19 protein-coding genes are annotated in these 18,715 nt (G+C 27.6%); 6 read left to right on the forward strand and 13 right to left on the reverse strand.

The features are described from left to right. Positions 1-89 precede the first annotated feature (89 nt). The 4 genes from dinB to TVTCOM_RS17190 form a co-directional block, all read right to left on the reverse strand. Positions 90-1,187: a DNA polymerase IV gene (dinB, locus tag TVTCOM_RS17175; protein ID WP_434797471.1), complete on the reverse strand. Its 1,098-nt coding sequence runs from the start codon at positions 1,185-1,187 to the stop codon at positions 90-92. 86 nt (positions 1,188-1,273) lie between these two features. Further along, positions 1,274-2,779 (reverse strand): DUF1846 domain-containing protein, encoded by a 1,506-nt coding sequence (locus tag TVTCOM_RS17180; protein ID WP_434797472.1) that lies wholly within the window; start codon positions 2,777-2,779, stop codon positions 1,274-1,276. A 350-nt stretch (positions 2,780-3,129) separates the two neighbouring features. Then, a complete protein-coding gene (locus TVTCOM_RS17185) occupies positions 3,130-3,327 on the reverse strand; it encodes a hypothetical protein (RefSeq protein ID WP_434797473.1) in 198 nt (65 codons plus the stop codon). 168 nt (positions 3,328-3,495) lie between these two features. Next, on the reverse strand, positions 3,496-5,160 hold the full coding sequence (locus TVTCOM_RS17190; protein WP_434797474.1) for a ribonuclease J: 1,665 nt from the start codon (positions 5,158-5,160) through the stop codon (positions 3,496-3,498). A 140-nt stretch (positions 5,161-5,300) separates the two neighbouring features. Between TVTCOM_RS17190 and TVTCOM_RS17195 the strand changes: the two genes are divergently transcribed. Then, positions 5,301-5,816, forward strand: coding sequence for a spore coat protein (locus tag TVTCOM_RS17195; protein WP_434797475.1), 516 nt, complete (start codon positions 5,301-5,303; stop codon positions 5,814-5,816). Between the two features lie 66 nt (positions 5,817-5,882). Here TVTCOM_RS17195 and TVTCOM_RS17200 read toward each other — a convergent pair whose 3' ends face one another. Next, entirely contained in the window at positions 5,883-7,067 is a 1,185-nt protein-coding gene (locus tag TVTCOM_RS17200) for a M20 metallopeptidase family protein (RefSeq protein ID WP_434797476.1), read from the reverse strand. A gap of 113 nt (positions 7,068-7,180) precedes the next feature. Here TVTCOM_RS17200 and TVTCOM_RS17205 point away from each other — a divergent pair, with 113 nt between their 5' ends. Next, the gene (locus TVTCOM_RS17205; protein ID WP_434797477.1) at positions 7,181-7,822 is read left to right on the forward strand and encodes a cyclase family protein; all 642 of its coding nucleotides are present in this window, start codon (positions 7,181-7,183) and stop codon (positions 7,820-7,822) included. An 86-nt stretch (positions 7,823-7,908) separates the two neighbouring features. Here TVTCOM_RS17205 and TVTCOM_RS17210 read toward each other — a convergent pair whose 3' ends face one another. The 3 genes from TVTCOM_RS17210 to TVTCOM_RS17220 all read right to left on the reverse strand — a co-directional run bounded on the left by TVTCOM_RS17210 (position 7,909) and on the right by TVTCOM_RS17220 (position 10,247). Continuing rightward, positions 7,909-9,270, reverse strand: a complete 1,362-nt coding sequence (locus tag TVTCOM_RS17210) for an MATE family efflux transporter (RefSeq protein ID WP_434797478.1) — start codon at positions 9,268-9,270, stop codon at positions 7,909-7,911. An 80-nt stretch (positions 9,271-9,350) separates the two neighbouring features. Further along, positions 9,351-10,004, reverse strand: a complete 654-nt coding sequence (locus TVTCOM_RS17215; protein WP_434797479.1) for a DMP19 family protein — start codon at positions 10,002-10,004, stop codon at positions 9,351-9,353. A 21-nt stretch (positions 10,005-10,025) separates the two neighbouring features. Further along, entirely contained in the window at positions 10,026-10,247 is a 222-nt protein-coding gene (locus TVTCOM_RS17220; RefSeq protein ID WP_434797480.1) for a hypothetical protein, read from the reverse strand. Between the two features lie 223 nt (positions 10,248-10,470). Between TVTCOM_RS17220 and TVTCOM_RS17225 the strand changes: the two genes are divergently transcribed. Next, a complete protein-coding gene (locus TVTCOM_RS17225) occupies positions 10,471-10,593 on the forward strand; it encodes a hypothetical protein (RefSeq protein WP_434797481.1) in 123 nt (40 codons plus the stop codon). A 5-nt stretch (positions 10,594-10,598) separates the two neighbouring features. Next, positions 10,599-11,534 (forward strand): D-aminoacyl-tRNA deacylase, encoded by a 936-nt coding sequence (locus tag TVTCOM_RS17230; RefSeq protein WP_434797482.1) that lies wholly within the window; start codon positions 10,599-10,601, stop codon positions 11,532-11,534. A 67-nt stretch (positions 11,535-11,601) separates the two neighbouring features. On the opposite strand, the gene TVTCOM_RS17235 is transcribed toward TVTCOM_RS17230, so the two are convergent. The 4 genes from TVTCOM_RS17235 to TVTCOM_RS17250 all read right to left on the reverse strand — a co-directional run bounded on the left by TVTCOM_RS17235 (position 11,602) and on the right by TVTCOM_RS17250 (position 15,259). Further along, entirely contained in the window at positions 11,602-12,480 is an 879-nt protein-coding gene (locus TVTCOM_RS17235) for a YitT family protein (protein WP_434797483.1), read from the reverse strand. Between the two features lie 70 nt (positions 12,481-12,550). Next, positions 12,551-13,792, reverse strand: coding sequence for a peptidase T (gene pepT, locus TVTCOM_RS17240; protein WP_434797484.1), 1,242 nt, complete (start codon positions 13,790-13,792; stop codon positions 12,551-12,553). Positions 13,793-13,937: 145 nt separating this feature from the next. Further along, positions 13,938-14,378, reverse strand: a complete 441-nt coding sequence (locus TVTCOM_RS17245) for a hypothetical protein (RefSeq protein ID WP_434797485.1) — start codon at positions 14,376-14,378, stop codon at positions 13,938-13,940. A gap of 95 nt (positions 14,379-14,473) precedes the next feature. Next, positions 14,474-15,259 (reverse strand): PIG-L family deacetylase, encoded by a 786-nt coding sequence (locus tag TVTCOM_RS17250; RefSeq protein WP_434797486.1) that lies wholly within the window; start codon positions 15,257-15,259, stop codon positions 14,474-14,476. 213 nt (positions 15,260-15,472) lie between these two features. Here TVTCOM_RS17250 and TVTCOM_RS17255 point away from each other — a divergent pair, with 213 nt between their 5' ends. Both TVTCOM_RS17255 and TVTCOM_RS17260 read left to right on the forward strand, forming a co-directional pair. Continuing rightward, entirely contained in the window at positions 15,473-16,195 is a 723-nt protein-coding gene (locus tag TVTCOM_RS17255; protein WP_434797487.1) for a response regulator transcription factor, read from the forward strand. After that, a complete protein-coding gene (locus TVTCOM_RS17260; RefSeq protein ID WP_434797488.1) occupies positions 16,167-17,774 on the forward strand; it encodes a histidine kinase dimerization/phospho-acceptor domain-containing protein in 1,608 nt (535 codons plus the stop codon). The genes TVTCOM_RS17255 and TVTCOM_RS17260 overlap by 29 nt, the downstream gene beginning before the upstream one ends. Before the next feature lie 28 nt (positions 17,775-17,802). Here TVTCOM_RS17260 and murI read toward each other — a convergent pair whose 3' ends face one another. Continuing rightward, positions 17,803-18,579, reverse strand: coding sequence for a glutamate racemase (gene murI / locus TVTCOM_RS17265; RefSeq protein ID WP_434797489.1), 777 nt, complete (start codon positions 18,577-18,579; stop codon positions 17,803-17,805). Between the last annotated feature and the right edge of the window lie 136 nt (positions 18,580-18,715).

Genomic DNA, 18,715 nt, shown 5'->3' on the forward strand with positions numbered 1-18,715 from the left:
AACTTTGAATTACATTAATAATTAATAATATTTATCATTGTCCTATATACTCAAAAATCCATGGACTATGCCCATGGATTAATAAAATATTATTTAGTTTTTCTATTATCAATATATTCAAATAGAGTAATATTTGTTCCTTCTTCTTCGTTAATTAAATTTAATAATGTTACTCCTATAAGCCTTATATCTTTATGATTATGTTCTATATTTTTAAATAAGTTAAAGATGTTAGTCCTAATATCCTTATGAGAACATATAGGGTTGGTTAAACTAGCACTTCTAGTTATTTGTTTAAAGTCTCCATACTTTATTTTTAAAGTTACAGTTCTACCCATCTTTTTTAAATGCTCTGCTCTTTGAGATACTTCTTCACAAAGTTCATCTAAAATATTAATTAACTTTTCATCTTCTATATCTAAATTTTCACTCAAAGTAGTTTCTGCACCTATAGACTTTCTCTCTCTATACGGCTCAACAGGTCTGTTATCTATACCTCTTGATAGTTGATAAAATAAATATCCTCTATTTTTAAAAACTGATTCCAATTCATTTATGTCCAATTGTCTTAAGTCATATCCTGTATTAATTCCTAAATTATGAAGAACTCTTTGAGTTACCTTACCTACTCCAAAAAATTTGCTTATGGGAAGATTATCAAGAAAACTTTGTGTGTTATCTTCTCTTATAATAGTAAGTCCATTTGGTTTGTTATAATCTGAAGCTAATTTAGCTAAAAACTTATTATAAGATACACCTGCAGATGCAGTTAATCCAGTTTTTTCATAGATTTCTTTCTTAATTAGTTTAGCAATTTCTGTGGCGTATTTTATATTAAATTTATTTTCTGTAACGTCTAAATAAGCTTCATCAAAAGATAAGGGTTCCACTAAGTCTGTATATTTATGAAAAATATTTCTTATTTCATAGGACACTTGTTTGTATACTTCAAATCTTGGTCTTACAAATACAGCATAGGGGCATCTTTTATATGCAGTTTTACATGGCATTGCAGAATGAATTCCATATTTTCTTGCCTCGTAAGAACAGGTTGCAACTACACCTCTACCTTGAGGATTTCCTCCCACAACTACAGGTTTTCCTTTTAAATGTGGGTTATCCCTTTGTTCAATCGAAGCATAAAATGCATCCATATCTATATGAATTATTTTTCTTTGATTTTTCATACTTATCACCCTTTACTTCTTTAAATTAATCTTGTTACATTGTAAAATAGGCCACATTGATTATCAATATGGCCTTAAGTATCTTATTAATTATAGTATAAGTTTTGAGATGGATAATTTGGATCGCAAGTTACATGCATTCCTAACTTTCTAAATGTTTGTTCATCATCTTTGCTTATTATTGTAGTTGAATGAGCTTGTATATTTTTTAACTCATCTAGTTTTTCCATAGCAAGTTCTGCTGTTGGATTAGTTACTGCACATATAGCAAGTGCTGATAAAACTTCTTCTAATCCAAGTGACACATTTTTACCACCTAATGTTTCCGTTTTTAATTTTATAATTGGATTTAATATTACTGGTGATATTAAATACATATCATCTGGAATATTAGCCATGTATTTGATTGCATTTAATACTGCTGATGCAGATGCACACATTAAATCAGAGCTTTTTCCTGTTATCATTGTCCCATCTTCAACTTGCATAGCAACTACAGGACAAACATCTTGGTTATTGCTTTGTGCTTTTAATTTTTCTGAGTATTCTCTAGCTGGTATAACCACAGCTCTGTCTTCTGGTTTAACATTAACTTTTTCAAGTATTAAAGATATTGTCTCATAAGCATCTTTGTTTACTTCACCTTTTTTGTATTGGCAAGCAGTGTTAAAATACCTTCTTATTATTTCATCTACAGAAGCTTCACGAACTACTTCGTCATCAACTATACCAAATCCAACTCTGTTAACACCCATATCTGTTGGTGATTTGAACATAGACTCTTTTCCTGTTATTTTTTCTATTATTTTCTTTAATACTGGGAATAATTCTAAATCTCTGTTGTAGTTAACTGATTTTTCTCCATAAGCATCTAAGTGGAATGAATCTATCATGTTAACATCTTTTAAATCTACAGTAGCAGCTTCATAAGCTATGTTTACTGGATGATTTAATGGTAAATTCCAAACTGGGAATGTTTCAAATTTTGAGTACCCAACTGAATTTCCTCTTTTATTTTCATGATATAATTGACTTAAACAAGTTCCAAGCTTACCACTGTTTGGTCCTGGAGCAGTTACTACTACTATTGGTTTAGTTGTTTCTATATATGGATTAGCTCCGTATCCCTCATCACTTACTATAGTGCTTACATCTGATGGGTATCCTTTAGTTGGAGCATGTTTATAAACTTTTATTCCACGTCTTTCTAATTTATTTATAAATACTGTTGTTGCAGGTTGTCCTTCAAATCTAGTTATAACTACACTATTTACATCTAAGTTATAACCTCTTAAGTCATCTATAAGTCTTAGAACTTCCATATCATAAGTTATGCCGTAGTCTCCTCTTACTTTGTTACGTTCTATATCACCTGCATAAACACATATTACAACTTCTACTTGATCTTTTATTTTTTGTAAAACTTTGATTTTAGCGTTCTCATCAAACCCTGGAAGTATTCTTTTTGCATGTAAATCTCCCATTAGTTTTCCACCAAACTCTAAGTATAATTTATCAAATTTTTCTACTCTTTCTAGGATATATTTAGATTGTTCTTTTAGATATTTTTCATGATCAAATCCGATTTTCATTATGCACCTCTCAAAAATTATTTTTTTCACTTATTATTTTTCACTAAGGCATTATTATATACCATAGTAGCAATTTTTTTCAAGAAGTTTTTCATATTTTTTTGGATTTTTTTAAATAGAAATAAAAGATAGTAGTATTTTTCTATCTTTAAGGCATGTGTTTATTGATTTTTATTTGGTTTGTTTTTATTATTTTTTTAGTGAAAAATAGGTGCATAACTTCACCACTTTTTTAATGGTGGAGTTCTATTATATGATAATATTTTTTCTTAGTCAATAGTTTTTATAAAAAAATAACCTATTTAGAAAAATCCAAATAGGTTATTATAAATTAAGCTATAGCACTATTATTAGCAGCATCCACAGTCGTCATCTTCAAAGCCACATGAACAAACTATTAATAATAATATTAAGAATGGTATCCAAGCACAAATATCTATCTCTGACCAGCAGTCTTGGAATGCTAAGAATAAGAAGAATAATATTATTATCCACCACCCAGCTCCGAAAAATCCGCCTTCACATCCACCAAAGAATCTATCTAACATTACGTTACCCCCTTGTTGATATTAAATAAATTTTTTATCTAAGATATACTATGAATGAAGATATGTTTTTGACATTACTTTTTTATAAAAAAATATTTTTTATCTACGAATTTTAAAGACTCTATCAAACATCATTAATTGAATTTCCACTGTATCCATAATGATTTTCTATATTTCCATAATTATTGGAAACACGCCAGGTTTTCTCTTTGTTTTGTCATAAAGCAATTGCTCCACAGATTTCTTTACACTTGATTTTAGTACTTGCCATTCAATAATTTCATTTGATAAACATTCTTCAATTTTTTCTCTAGATAAATTTTTAATTTCTCTTATTAAATCTTCTGACTCCCTAACATATATAAATCCTCTAGTAATTATATCTGGTCCAGATGCTATTTCGTAATTTGTTTTGTCTATGGCAACTACCACAATAACCATTCCATCTCTAGCAAGATTTCTTCTATCTCTTAAAACAATATTACCCACATCTCCAACACCAAGGCCATCCACATATAATATTCCTGTGTGAACTCTTTCTGTAGCAGAAGCTCCTTTAGATGTAATCTCTAGTACTTGACCTGTCTCTAAAGTAAAAATATTTTTAGTGTCCATTCCAAGTTTTTTTGCTAAATCAGCATGATGCTTTAAATGTCTATATTCACCATGTACAGGCATAAAGTATTTTGGTTTCACTAGAGTGTGAATTAATTTTAATTCTTCTTGATAAGCATGACCGGATACATGAATATCCTCTAAATCTTCATAAATAACTTCTACACCTTTTCTAAATAGTTGGTTGATTACTCTTGAAATTATTTTGTCATTACCTGGAATTGGTGAAGCTGAAATTATAAATAAATCATCTGGATGAATTTCTATTTTTCTATGACTACCAAAAGCAATTCTTGAAAGTCCTGCTCCTGATTCACCTTGACTACCAGTTGTTATAATAGTTATATTTTCATCTGGATATCTATTCATATCATTTATATCAATCAATGATTCTGCTGGTATATTTAAATAACCAAGTTCAATGGCTACTCTAGATACATTTTCCATACTTCTTCCGCTAAAAACAATTTTTCTATTTTCTTTTATAGAAGCATGGACTATTTGTTGCATTCTGTGAATATTAGATGCAAATGTAGCCACAATAACTCTTCCTTTTGCTCCTGAGAATATCCTATTTAAAGTTTCTCCTATGGTCTTTTCTGATAATGAATGACCTGTTCTTTCTATATTTGTACTGTCAGCTAAAAGTAATAAAACTCCTTTTTTGCCAAGAGTTGAAAATCTATTTAAATCCATAAGCCTTCCATCAATTGGTGTATAATCAATTTTAAAATCTCCAGTATGAATAATTACTCCTAAAGGAGTTGTTATAGCTAAAGAGCAGGCATCTGCTATGGAGTGAGTAGCCTGAATAAATTCTACTTTAATTTTATCTAGATTCACTATATCTCCACTTTCCACAGGATGAACTGTTACCATATCTTCCATCTTGTGTTCTTCCAATTTATTTTTAACTAATCCTAAAGTAAGTCTAGTTCCATAAATAGGCATATTAATTTGTTTTAATATATAAGGAATAGCTCCAATATGATCCTCATGACCATGAGTTAAAAATAAGCCTTTAACTCTTTCTTTATTTTCTATTAAATAAGTAACATCTGGAATTACTAAATCCACTCCATACATATCTTCATCTGGAAATGATATACCACAATCTATAACGATTATTTCATCTTCATATTCTATGGCAGTTATGTTTTTGCCTATTTCTCCCAATCCTCCAATTGGAATTACTTTGACACATCTTCTTTTTCTCATGTCTATTCTCCTTTTCACCGTCTAATATTAATTTATTTTAATTTTTGAATTTTCCTTATCATATTGTATGTCCTTCTTATTATTTGCAATATGTGTATAATTTATATTTTTAAAGTAAAAATATAAATGGAGGTGATTTAATGGTAAATTTAACTACCAAAGAAAGGCTTTTACTTGAGGGTGAAAAATATCAACAACAATTAGTAATAGATAAATATAATGATTATGCTTTACAAGCTCAAGATAACTGTCTAAAAAGCCTATTTTCTAATTTAGTTAAAGTCGAAGAGAAACATTTAAATATGATTGATGAAATGTTACAAGGAAAAGTTCCACAAATAAACAAAGAATTTCTTCATCCATATTATGAAAATAATTCTATTAGTTCTAATGATTATATAAATATAGGTAATATTACCTTAACCTCTTTAGATGATAACAGTAGCTATATCGATGGTGACAAAATTATGTGTTTCGATGCTTTAACAACAGAAGAACTTATTCATTCAACGTGTAGTGCATCTAGCTTAGAATTTGAGAAAACTGAATTTGAAAATATTTTAAAATACATAATTGAGGAAAAATCAGAAAATCTTAAATATCTCAATAATTATATGATTAAAAAAGGAATGTACAATAATATTATTTATTTTTAATATCTACTTGAAATTAAAATGCCATATTAAACAAATATATTTTGTTTAATATGGCTATATTTATCACTAGTGATTAAAATAAAGTACATTCAATACATGCATAGCACTACCTATAAATAGGCATTCTTCATCAATATCAAATGTATCTGTATGAATTAAACTATTTATGCTTTTTTCTTTATTTCCACAACCTAAATGAAAAAATACCCCTTTACAGTTTTCCGTATAAAAGGAAAAATCTTCAGCTCCCATAGAGGGATACATTTTTTCCTTGTAGGCTTCTTTACCTAACAATTTTTCTGTATTGAATTTTATAATATCTACTAATTCTTTATCATTTATAACGGGTGGATAGCCCTGATTTTCCATATATATATTACCTTCGCATCCATAAGCATTGGCTGTATTTTCTACTATGGTTTTTGCCCTATCTACTATAAGTTTTTTACTTTCATCGTTTAAAGTTCTGATAGTTCCATTAATCTCTACATCTTCACATATAACATTTTGAGCTTCTCCTCCAGATATTTTTCCTAAGGTTAATACTGCCATATTAGAAGGAGAAATATTTCTACTTACTATACTTTGTAAAGATGTTATAATCTGAGCTGCACAAACTAAGGCATCTGTTCCATTTTCAGGATATGCTCCATGAGCTCTTTTACCTTTTATCCTTATCTTTAAACTACTTGAACTGGCATTTAAAGTTCCTTCCCTACATTCAATAAATCCCTTTTCCACATTTGCCTGTACATGTAATCCAAACATATAATCAACCTTCGGTTTTTCTAAGCAACCATCTTTTATTAAATATTTTGCTCCACCAAATCGTTCTTCTGCTCCTTGGAAAAAAAATTTAACATTTACTTTTAACTCTTCCCTCATATCATATAAAACTTTACAAGCTCCTATAAGCATAGCTGTATGAGCATCATGTCCACAAGCATGCATAACTCCATCATGTTTTGATTTGTATAGTTTATTATTTTTTTCATTTATTGGTAGTGCATCTATATCAGCTCTTATGGCAATAGTTTTGTAAGCTGGATTTTTTATTATATAAGCTATTATTCCTCTGTGACCTTCAAACTCTTTATATTCAATTCCTATTCTATCTAAATATTTTTTTATTTTTTCTTTAGTTATATATTCTTCCATTGCAAGTTCGGGTGTTTCATGTATGTCTCTTCTAATTTTAATTATCCAATCCTTTAAATTATTTACTTTATTAATTGCATCTTGAAAATTCATATTATCCCCCCCGTCATATATGTAAATTTAATATATAATATAATTATAGTATAGGACATTGATTAGAATTATTACATTTTACATATTAAATTTATGTTTTTGAGGAGGTAAAAATGAAAATAATTGATTTAACTCATTCTATTGAAAATAATATGACTGTATACCCTGGTGGTCCACAACCCCAAAACAAAATAGTAAGCACTGTAACTGATAATGGGTATAAAGAAACTGAAATACATATTCATTCACATAATGGCACTCATATGGATTCTCCTAATCATGTTTTTGAAGATGGAGTTTCTCTTGATAAAATTGATGTAATAAATTTTGTTGGTACTGCAGCCCTTGTTGATTGTTCATCTTTAGGAGAAGGTGATATTATTACTTATGATTTTATCGAAAAAAATAAACAAACTATTGATAATAGTGAATTTATAGTCTTTAGAACTGACTGGAGTAAATATTGGAATACTGAAAAATATTTAGGTAGTTACCCTACTATAAGCGATGAAGTTGTGGATTTTATAATGACTTCTAATAAGAAAGGAATTGCCTTTGATACAATTTCTGTAGATCCAATAGATGCTTCTACTTTAGCTAAACATCATAAGATTCTTCAAAATAATATTTTAGTATTTGAAAATTTAACTAATTTAGATTTAATAGATAGTGATACTTTTGTATTTTGTGCTTTACCACTTAAATTTGAAAACTCTGACGGGGCTCCAATAAGAGCAATTGCTATGTTAGACTAAACTTACTTTTTAATCAATAAAATCAAATTTATATTATATTTGCAGTTATATAATATAAATTTGATTTTAATTAATTCTTGATAAAACTACTCTTTAATTATATACAACTTATGAGTTTTTCTAAGATATACTAAAATACTAACCAACAAAGTTCCTTTTACTACACTACTTAAAGTAATACTCCACCAAATTCCATTTAGTCCAAGTATATCAGGTCTACAAAGCAAAATAGCTAATGGTATCCTACATCCAGTTAGTACAGCTATTACTATTGAAGGTATATAAGTTCTTCCCAAACCCTTAAAAATTCCAGCAACTGTTATCTCTAAACACATAAATAATTGTGAATATCCTAGAATTTTCAAGTAGTCTGTTCCTTTTAAAATAGCTTCTGGCTCATTTATAAAAGCCTTAAATATGTATTCTCCTAAAAATACTAAGATAGCTGTTGTTAAAATTCCCCATATAATTATGCCTATTAAAGCATATTTTGTACTTTTATTTATTCTATCAACTTTCTTTGCTCCATAATTTTGTCCTACAAAACTAGATAGGGCAGATGCAAATCCATCACAACTATTCCAAGATATGGACTCAATCTGGGAACCTACTTTTTGTACTGCTATGGCAACGGGCCCAAAAGATGCTACTATAACTCCCATTATCATAGAAAAAATGGTGAATAATCCATTTTGAAGTGCCACTGGTGTTCCCAGCACAAATAAAGTTTTATAATAAGTAAAATCCACTTCTCTAAATAGTTTAATCTTAAAGTGTTCTTCTTTATCCTTAGAAATTAAATAGATAAAACATAAAGACACAATTATATGAGATGTGATTGTAGCTATGGCAGCACCTGCTACACCCATTTTAGGAAATGGCCCTATACCAAATATTAATACTGGATCTAAAATAATATTAGTTATTAAACCTATGGTATTTATCTTGAATGGAGATTTACTATTTCCTAAACCTACAAATATTGATGTAAATACAGGGTTTATAAAATAAAACATCATACCAAGTCCTACAATAACTAAGTATTGCTCAGACATATTAATAACTTCCATGTCTCCCAGTTTAAAAAATCCAACAAGAGGTCCTTTAAATAAAATTAAAACTAAACTATATAAAAAAGATAAAATTATATTAATCTCAATTGCTGATTTAATATAATATTTAGTGTCTTTTACATTTTTTTCTCCCACACTTTGGGCAACCTTAATTTCTCCGCCTACTTTAGAAATCATAATAAATGCCATGGCAAGCCAAGGATAAAATCCTGCTGTTCCAACTGCTGCCACAGACTTACTACCTATTTTACCAACCCATATCATATCTATAAGACTGTAGGCTATTTGTATAAAAGCAGTTCCCATTATTGGTAATGATAACTTCACCAATTTATCCACAATATTACCATTAGTTAAATCAATTTGTTTACTCATAACTTCTCCTTGATTATATATTCATTTATTTGCTTTATACCCTTAAAATGCCACCCAAATAAGGTGGCATTTGTATATAATTAATTATTTTCCATTAGTTTTTGTTCTTCTTCCACTTCTTTTAAAATTCTTAACTCTTCTTCACTTAAATCAGAAAAATCAATTATATTATCTCTAATATAATTTGCTATTAATAATCTTAAATCTGTTTGTTCATATAAATCATTAAAATTAGAAAAATCAAAATTACTCATAAATAGTGAGTATTCTTCTACGCTTCTCTTGCTTATATGACTTATTCCTTCTTCAATGTCATTTTTCTCAATAAATATTTTATAACCCTCTAATAATTCTAAAGCTTTTATATCTTCAAAAGCTTTTTCTAAATAGTTCATAGTTATATTACTAATACTAAAAAGATATTCCCCTAATCCCCCATTTTTCATTTCTGTATCAAACCAAAGTAAAGTATAAACATTTTTATGAGTTATTTTCATATTTTGAAATACTTCTAAATCATTACATCCGTAGCCATACCTTAATTCTAAATCATTATCTACCATGCAAATTAAATCTTCATCATCATAGCTTAATACTCTAATGTCACCTTTTTTACGTGTTTCTTTTTCTTCAACTTTTCTGGATTTTGATTTACTCTTTATTATTAAAAGTATGATTATATTAACTGCCCCTAAAATTACAAAAATCAAAAGTATTTTATTCATAAATGACATAATATATCCCCCTTATATATTTTAGCTAAAATTATTATTAAAATATAGCAATGATAAACTAATTATTAATATGCCAACTATTATTCCTATTACAGCTAATATCTTTGCTTCTTTATATAATTTTTTCTTATTTTTTATTTCATAAAAAAAACAATAAATTAAAAAAATTAATCCACATAATATAAGCATGCCACCTATAGTACCTATAAAGAATGTTGTCATAATAGAATTTTTATTTTGCATTTTTTCACATCCTCATATTTTTTCTATTAAAATAATTATATTATACTTTTTCTTTATTTTGAAATATAAACTTATAATCCTATAAATATTTTATTCTATCAGAACTAACAACAAATATATATTTTGCTATAATTATTTTATACTAGTCTTCATAAATTATATCTTTGGAGGCAAAAAACTAAATATTAAAGGAATTTATGCTAAAGATGAAATAAAAGAATCTATGAATTTAAACTCTCATTCAGTAGTTTTAATATTTAATACAGAGGGCAATACTGACCCTATAGGATATTATGAACTAATTTATGATGATAGAAATCTAATTTCATTTGTGAAAGGAAGGTAATTGCAATGAATTATAATAAAAAAGCTGTATATTTTTTTTGTACAGATTATGAAAGAGATGAAGTTGCTCCTAGGGTTTTTGACTATTTAAAAAATAATTATCCCCTTGAATTAAGCCATATAAAATTTGATAATAGAAACGCTTATAATTATATTGATGAAAATAATAATTTATTTACTTATGTGGAAACTGACAAAGTATTGAGTTATGACTACGATAAATACATACCTATATTAAATGAGTTATTTCCAGATTATGATATTGCTGGTGTTGTAAACTGGCATGGCGGAGAAAAAGCCCCCGATAAAATTCTTACAGTGCATTCAACTGGTGATGTGGTAGGAGGTATTTATGCTCCTTCTCACCCTCTTTACTTAAGAAATTTATTAGTTTCTATGGAAAAGCATAGAGTAGAAAATAATCTTGATGATTTTAAAGTAATGACTGAAGGAACTCATTGGACAGGCACCATAAGAGGTGGAAATATTAATTTAATTGATAAATATGAAGTTCCTTTATTTGACATAGAAATAGGAAGTACTTTAGACAGTTGGAGTAACGAAATAGCTGTGAAAATTTTGGCTACTTCTTTGCAAGATGTGTTCTCAGATGAAGATCCTGTGAAAGTGCTTCTTTGCACTGGTGGTATGCACTTTGAAGATACATTTTCAAATATAATCATAGATAAAGATTGTAAGATATCTGTAGGTCATGTTCTTCCTAATCAATGGTTGGTCCAAGGTGAGTACGATAAAGATGAGAAATATAATTTATTAAAAAAGTGTACTAATTCTATTATTGGCAATATTGATGGTATAGTTATTCACGATAACTTAAAATCTGGTTATAAAAATCAGATAAAAAAACTTGCTGAAGAATTAAATGTCCCTACTTTTAAACATAAAAAATTAAGAAATCCAAAAGATTTACCTATTTGGTAACATATTAAAAAGCATATAATAAGTAAAATATTAGTTAATAAATTCACTTATTATATGCTTTTCTATTTTAAAGTTGTTCAATAGTTAAACTTTCTTTATCTTTAATATGTTGACCTACTATCTCTGCCACATCAGTAATAGTCATAAAAGCAGATATATCATCAGCTTCTATAATTTTTTTAAGTTCTCTAACTTCTAATCTTGTAATAACTACATAAAGAACTACTTTTTTACCACTTATCAAACCTTCTCCTTCAATAAAAGTTACTGTTCTTCCCAGCCTTTTATATATACTTCTAGCTATTTCCTCACCATGATTTGTAATAATCAAAGCTGCCTTTGCTTGATCCAGACCTTCTGATACTATATCTATTATTTTGTAAGTTATAAAATATGTCATTATGGAATAAAGCGCTCTATCCCATCCAAATAGCATTCCCGCTACCATATAAATCACTAAATTAATCAATAGTATTACTTGCCCTACAGAAAAAGATGTTTTTTTGTTAATTAATATGGCTATTGTCTCTACTCCATCTAAGCAAGCACCATATCTAATCACAAAACCTACTCCTATTCCAAGGATAATCCCACCAAATACAGTAGCAAGTAGCACATCATTGGTAACTACCTCTACATTTTTAAATGCCTCTAGTAATAAGGAAAATACGACCATAGCAAATGAAGCTTGAATAAGAAAATTTTTACCTAAATGTTTAAAACCCAATAATAGGAATGGAATATTTATTACTATAATAAAAATACTTAATTTTATTTTTGTTAAAAAGCTTAGTATTATAGAAATTCCCGTAATTCCACCATCAATAATATGATTTGGAATCAGAAATACTTCTAATGCTAATGCTGCTAATAAAATACCTATAGTAATAAAAATATAGGAAAGAACAGTGATTACCCAAGAATTATATTCTTTATTTTTAAACATGTACTCACCACTCTTAAAATATAATTATTTATCTAGTAAATTATATTCCAATACCTATATTTTTTAGAAGTTATTTAATCTCTTCATGATTTATAGCATCATTTTTAATAATATTGATTATAGTTTCTTTTGCTTTTACCATATCTTCTCCTGAAACATATTCGTAAATCCCATGAAAATTCACCCCTCCAGTGAATATGTTAGGTGTTGGAAGTCCCATATATGATAGCTTTGCACCATCAGTTCCACCTCTTATAGGAACTATTTTAGGTGTTACCCCTGCTTCTATCATAGATTTTTTAGCCAACTCTATAACATACATAACTGGTTCTATTACTTTTTTCATATTATAATACTCATCTTTAACTTCTACTTTTACTACTTCTTTTTTATATTTTTTATTAATTCTCTCACCAATATTTTTTAATAAATCTTTTCTTCTTTGTAAATTTCCTAAATCAAAATCTCTAATTATATATTTTAATGTGGCGTTTTCTATACCACCCTTAAAATCTGTAATCATATAAAAACCATCATATCCATCTGTTTTTTCAGGAACCTCATTCTCAGGTATCAATGAGTGAAATTCCATAGCTACAGTAGTTGCATTTATTAGAATATTCTTAGCTGAACCAGGATGTACACTTTTCCCTGTAATATTAACTATGGCACTAGCAGCATTGAAATTTTCATATTCTAGCTCACCTAAATGACCTCCGTCTATTGTATATGCAAAATGAGAATTAAATTTTTTCACATCAAACAAGTCCGCTCCTCTACCAACTTCTTCATCAGGAGTAAATCCTATAGCAATTGGACCGTGTTCAATTTCTTTATGTTCAACTATGTATTTTATTGCTTCTATAATTTCTGCTATTCCTGCTTTATCGTCAGCCCCAAGTAAGGTAGTTCCATCGGAAGTAATTAAAGTTTTTCCTATTTGATCTTTTAAATATGGAAATTCTTTTATTGATAAAACAATATTTTTTTCCTTATTTAATATAATATCTTCTCCATTATAGTTTTCATGAATTTGTGGTTTTACATTTTCTCCACAAGCTGCTGGTGCAGTATCCATATGAGAAATAAAACCAATGGTATTACACATTTTTTTTGTGTTTGCGCATATAAATCCATAAACATAACCATTATCATCCATATAGACATTCTCCACGCCTATTTCTTTTAGATCTTCTACTAAAATTTTACCCAGATTTTTTTGTCTTTCTGTACTTGGTGTAGTCGTTGAGTCTTCATCACTTGTTGTATATATTTTTGCATATTTTATAAAACGATTAATTAAATTCTCCATTATAGTCCTCCTATTAATTATTAACCCTTTCATATTTATTATTTGTTTTGGAAGTATATTTTAACCAAAAAATAAAAGACTGCAGATAAGCTTATATTTACCAAAACCTACCTACAGCCTTAATATTATCTATAATTTATATAGACTATTTATTTATTTGATCAAAAATTTTCTGTTGTTCTTCTAAAGAATCTAACTTCATATTGCTAGTAAAACCCGTAGCATATTCACCAACTGCTGAGTTTTCTTCTAAGTTATTAGCAAGGTTTATTTCTCCTAATTTTTTATATTCTATAAACCCTAACTTATTATCAGCATTTAAGCAAACTTTAAGTTCTTCATCATCAATTTTAAAAATATATGTGTTATAATCTTCTTTATTTTTTGCTTGTTTATATTCACTTACCTTAGTTCCTATAATTGATTCTAAATTATTTTTATCTAGACTATTATTTTTTTCTGAACTGCTTGATATTTTAAAATATGCATTTTGAAAATTTGTATATTCTTGATTTTTGCTGCATCCTATAATTAAGAATGTTGAGACTATCAAAGATGTAAATAATAAATATATTTTTTTATTCATAATATCACCTCTATGTTTATTCTTACAAACTTATTTTTATTTTACTACTTGGATATATTTTGACATAAATAATTCTTTCATTATATAATTTTCACCTACACACTAGGTGTATGTAATATAGAATCATAATGTTTCATGAGCCTTTTAAAAGATCTATGATCTGACTTATATCCTATACCTTCTCTTTTTTGATTCTCATCTACTATCTTATATTGTTCACAAGCTTTTCTTATTTTTTCTTTATCCTCTTTCTTTATAGCCTTATAAAATATTCTTTCACTTTCTGGAATATCATTTTTATACTCTGGCTTTACAAAATATTTTACATCCTTTATTTTACCTGCATTGTATAAAGATTGAATAACTGCACCATTTTTAAGATGTTGTAAATGCCAGTCTAGCTTATAAGTATGAGCAACATGTGTTACACGTTTTAATTCCTTTTCAAATTTTAAAGCAGTTTGCTCCATTTGTTCAAAACTTGTAGTTCCACTTTTATTTGTTCTTGGTAATAAAACCACATTCTCTCTTTTAACTCCTAATTCATTAACTGCCGCAAGGAACTCTCTTTCTCTATATTCATATTTTTCCATTTGGCTCGTTTTGTCAAACATCTTTTCTTTACCAAATATTTTTATTCCTGTTCCATAAGATACTTGCACCACGTAAACATGATCCGCTCCTACTTCATTTATAGCCTCTAAAATTGCTGCTGATGCCCAAAGTGTTTCATCATCTTGATGTTGAGCATAAAAAACTACATTATCTTTAAATTTTGTATCTCCATAACTTTCTTCATTTTCAAATCCTGTTATAAATAATGGCAACATTAACAATACTACTATTCCTATTGCTAACTTCATCTTATTTTTAATCATCATATTTATCTCCTTCTCCCCTAAGTACTAAATTTATTATACCTGTAATAAATTACCAAATAATTACATGATGATAACAAATTTATTACAATTACGTAATGTTATGTAGAAATCTTTATAAATTTGTAATATTTAATACCTGTTTTTGATACTTTCTTTTGATATAATTGATTTTGTGATATGAGGAATTCGAATTTGTATAAGGGAGGATAATTTATGAATGAAAATATTTTATTGGTTGACGATGAAAAAGAAATAGTTGATGCTATTGAATTTTATTTAAAACCTGAGGGGTACAATGTTTTAAAAGCATATGATGGCTTACAAGCTCTTGAAATGATTATAGAAAATGATATTAAGCTTATTATTATGGATGTAATGATGCCAAATATGGATGGTCTTAAAACTACTATGAAAATAAGAGAAGATAAAAATATACCAATTATTTTATTATCTGCAAAATCCGAAGATATAGATAAAATCTTAGGACTAAACATGGGGGCTGATGATTATATAACTAAGCCTTTTAATCCACTAGAACTAACTGCAAGAGTTCGTTCTCATCTTAGAAGATATATAAATTTAGGGAATATGTCTGATGTAAATTCATCTCATACTGTGGAAGATAAAACGATAACTTTAAGAAGTGGTGGGCTAGAATTAAACAAAGAAACAAAAGCTATAACTCTAGATGGGGATGATATAAAGATCACACCTATTGAGTATAAAATTTTAGAACTACTTCTTTCTAATCAAGGAAGAGTCTTTTCTTCTCATGAGCTATATGAAAGAGTTTGGGAAGAAGATGCTTATAATTGTGAAAAAACTGTAGCAGTTCATATTAGAAGAATACGTCAAAAAATTGAAATAGATTCAAAAAATCCAAAATATTTAAAGGTGGTGTGGGGAATTGGCTATAAAATTGAAAAATTACGCTAAGAATTTAGGAGCTGATAATCCATCTGTAAAAGTATTTTCTTTATTCTTTATGTTTTTATCTATATCCATTTTTATAGAAACAGTAGGATTTATTTGTAGAGACACAAGTTTTTTCGATTATTTCACAGGTGTAATTTACCATGACAGTTGGTTACCGTATACTCTTGTAAGACAATTTCTTCTATTTGGTTCTGGGGTCTACTATAATAGTGTATATATATTTTGGGGATTTACATCTATATGCATTGTTTCTTTTATTTTAACTTTTATGTCATTTTGTTTTTATAAAAAAAATATTAAAACTGCAACATTTTTTGATAGTTTTATAAAATACCTAAATAATAAACTTCCCCTAGAGGTAGTTTTTCTATTAGTTTTTGCATCTATTCAAATTTCTAGATATGGAATGCATAGAGAGTTATATATGTATGATAAATTTGTATTCTACGATATTGCAACCTTTTACTTAATATACTTCATGATAAACTATGTTATTTATAATAAAGAAAATCTATTTGATAAATTGTATACATCACATTTTATAAAAACCCTAATAAATAAACATAATAAAAAATCATTAACAAAAAAACTTGCCTATACTTTATGCCTTGAATTAACACTTCAATGCATATTATTATTCGTTTTACTTACAATATTTAACTCTAGGCTTGTTTTTATATTTTATATTCTTATAACTTTGATATCTTATATTTTTATATTTAAATTAATATATAAAAAATTTGATTATATTGAATACATTTCAAAGGAAGTTGAGTCTATTAAAAACGGTGATATTGATTGTAAATTACAAATTGAGGGAAATGGCCAAATTGCTCTTCTTGCAGAAAATATTAACAATATGAATGAAGGTCTTTCTAAGGCTGTAGATAATGCAATAAAAAGCGAAAAAATGAAGACAGAATTGATTACCAATGTATCCCATGATTTAAAAACACCTTTAACATCTATCATAAATTATGTGGACATGCTAAAAAGCGATACTCTAGACGATGATACAAAAAAATCTTATTTATCTATTTTAGATAAAAAATCTAAGCGACTTAAAATTTTAGTTGAAGAAATTTTTGAAGCTGCAAAGCTTAGTAGTGGTGAAATGGAATTTAATATTGAAAAAACTGATATTAAAGAACTTTTAATACAAAGTGTAGTAGAACTGGATGATAAAATTCAAGAAAGTAGATTGGATTTTATTGTTGAAGCTCCAGGACAACCTATATTTGCTATGATTGATGGGAAACGAACTTTCAGAGCTTTTGAAAATCTGATTTCAAATATAACAAAATACTCTGCTCCTAATAGTAGAGTTTATATAGATTTATTTGTTGAAAATAATACTATTTCAATAACATTTAAAAATATATCAAATTATAGATTAAATTTAAGCCCAGATGAGTTTTTAGAAAGATTCAGACGTGGCGATTCCTCTAGAAATACTGAAGGTTCAGGACTTGGTCTATCTATTACTCAAAGTATTGTTAATACACAAAACGGAGCTATGGATTTAAATATAGATGGCGATTTATTTAAGGTAATTTTACAATTTGAAACATGTGAATAAAAAACAAAGTAGTAGATACTTTGTTTTTTTATCTATTTAATAGCTTTTCTGATAATTTTATAAATCTTTTATCATCTGAGGAGTTATAGATTATAACACTTCCCTCTTCATTATCATCTCTTAATTCATCATTTTCTCTTAAAACTTCTTTTAAATGATTTGTTGTTCCTAAATTTCCATCAACTATATTTATATTATGATTTAATATTTTTTCCATGTAATCTCTATAGAATATAAAGTGTGTACATCCTAAAACAACACTATTAATTTTACTCATATCTAGGTCTTTATAATAGGTTTTTAGTTGACTTTCAACAACCTCTTCATTGTCTAATAAATCATTTTCCACTATATTTACAAGTTCTGGACATGGCATTTTTATTACAGTGTTATTATCACTATATATCGCCATTAAATCATTAAATTTAGTTTCTTTTAATGTAAGAGGTGTTGCCATTACTACTATAGTATTGTTAACTTTTCCGTCAGCAGCAACTTTTAATGCTGGCTCCATTCCTATGATTGGTAAATCAGAATATTTTTCTCTAAGTATATTGGCTGCTGCAGAAGTCGCTGTATTACAAGCTATAACAATAGCCTTTACACCTTTACTCAAGAAAAAATCTATAATATCCACACATCTTTCAGTTATTTCTTCTTTTGTTTTTATTCCATATGGAGCATTTGCTGAATCACCATAATATAAAAATTTCTCATTTGGCATAGTTTTAACTAATTCTTTTAATACGCTTACTCCACCTAAGCCTGAATCAAAAACACCTATTGCTTTATCTTTATTTTTCATTATTTTAACCTCCAATACTAACTCTTTATATATAAACATTTCAATTTAAATAAAACCTTTATAATTATATTGTTTGCTCTTTTTATTATAAAATATCTTATTTATTAATACAAAGAAAAATTTCTAACGGCTACAA

Source organism: Terrisporobacter vanillatitrophus (assembly GCF_051148895.1).
GTDB classification, from domain to species: Bacteria; Bacillota; Clostridia; order Peptostreptococcales; family Peptostreptococcaceae; genus Terrisporobacter; species Terrisporobacter vanillatitrophus.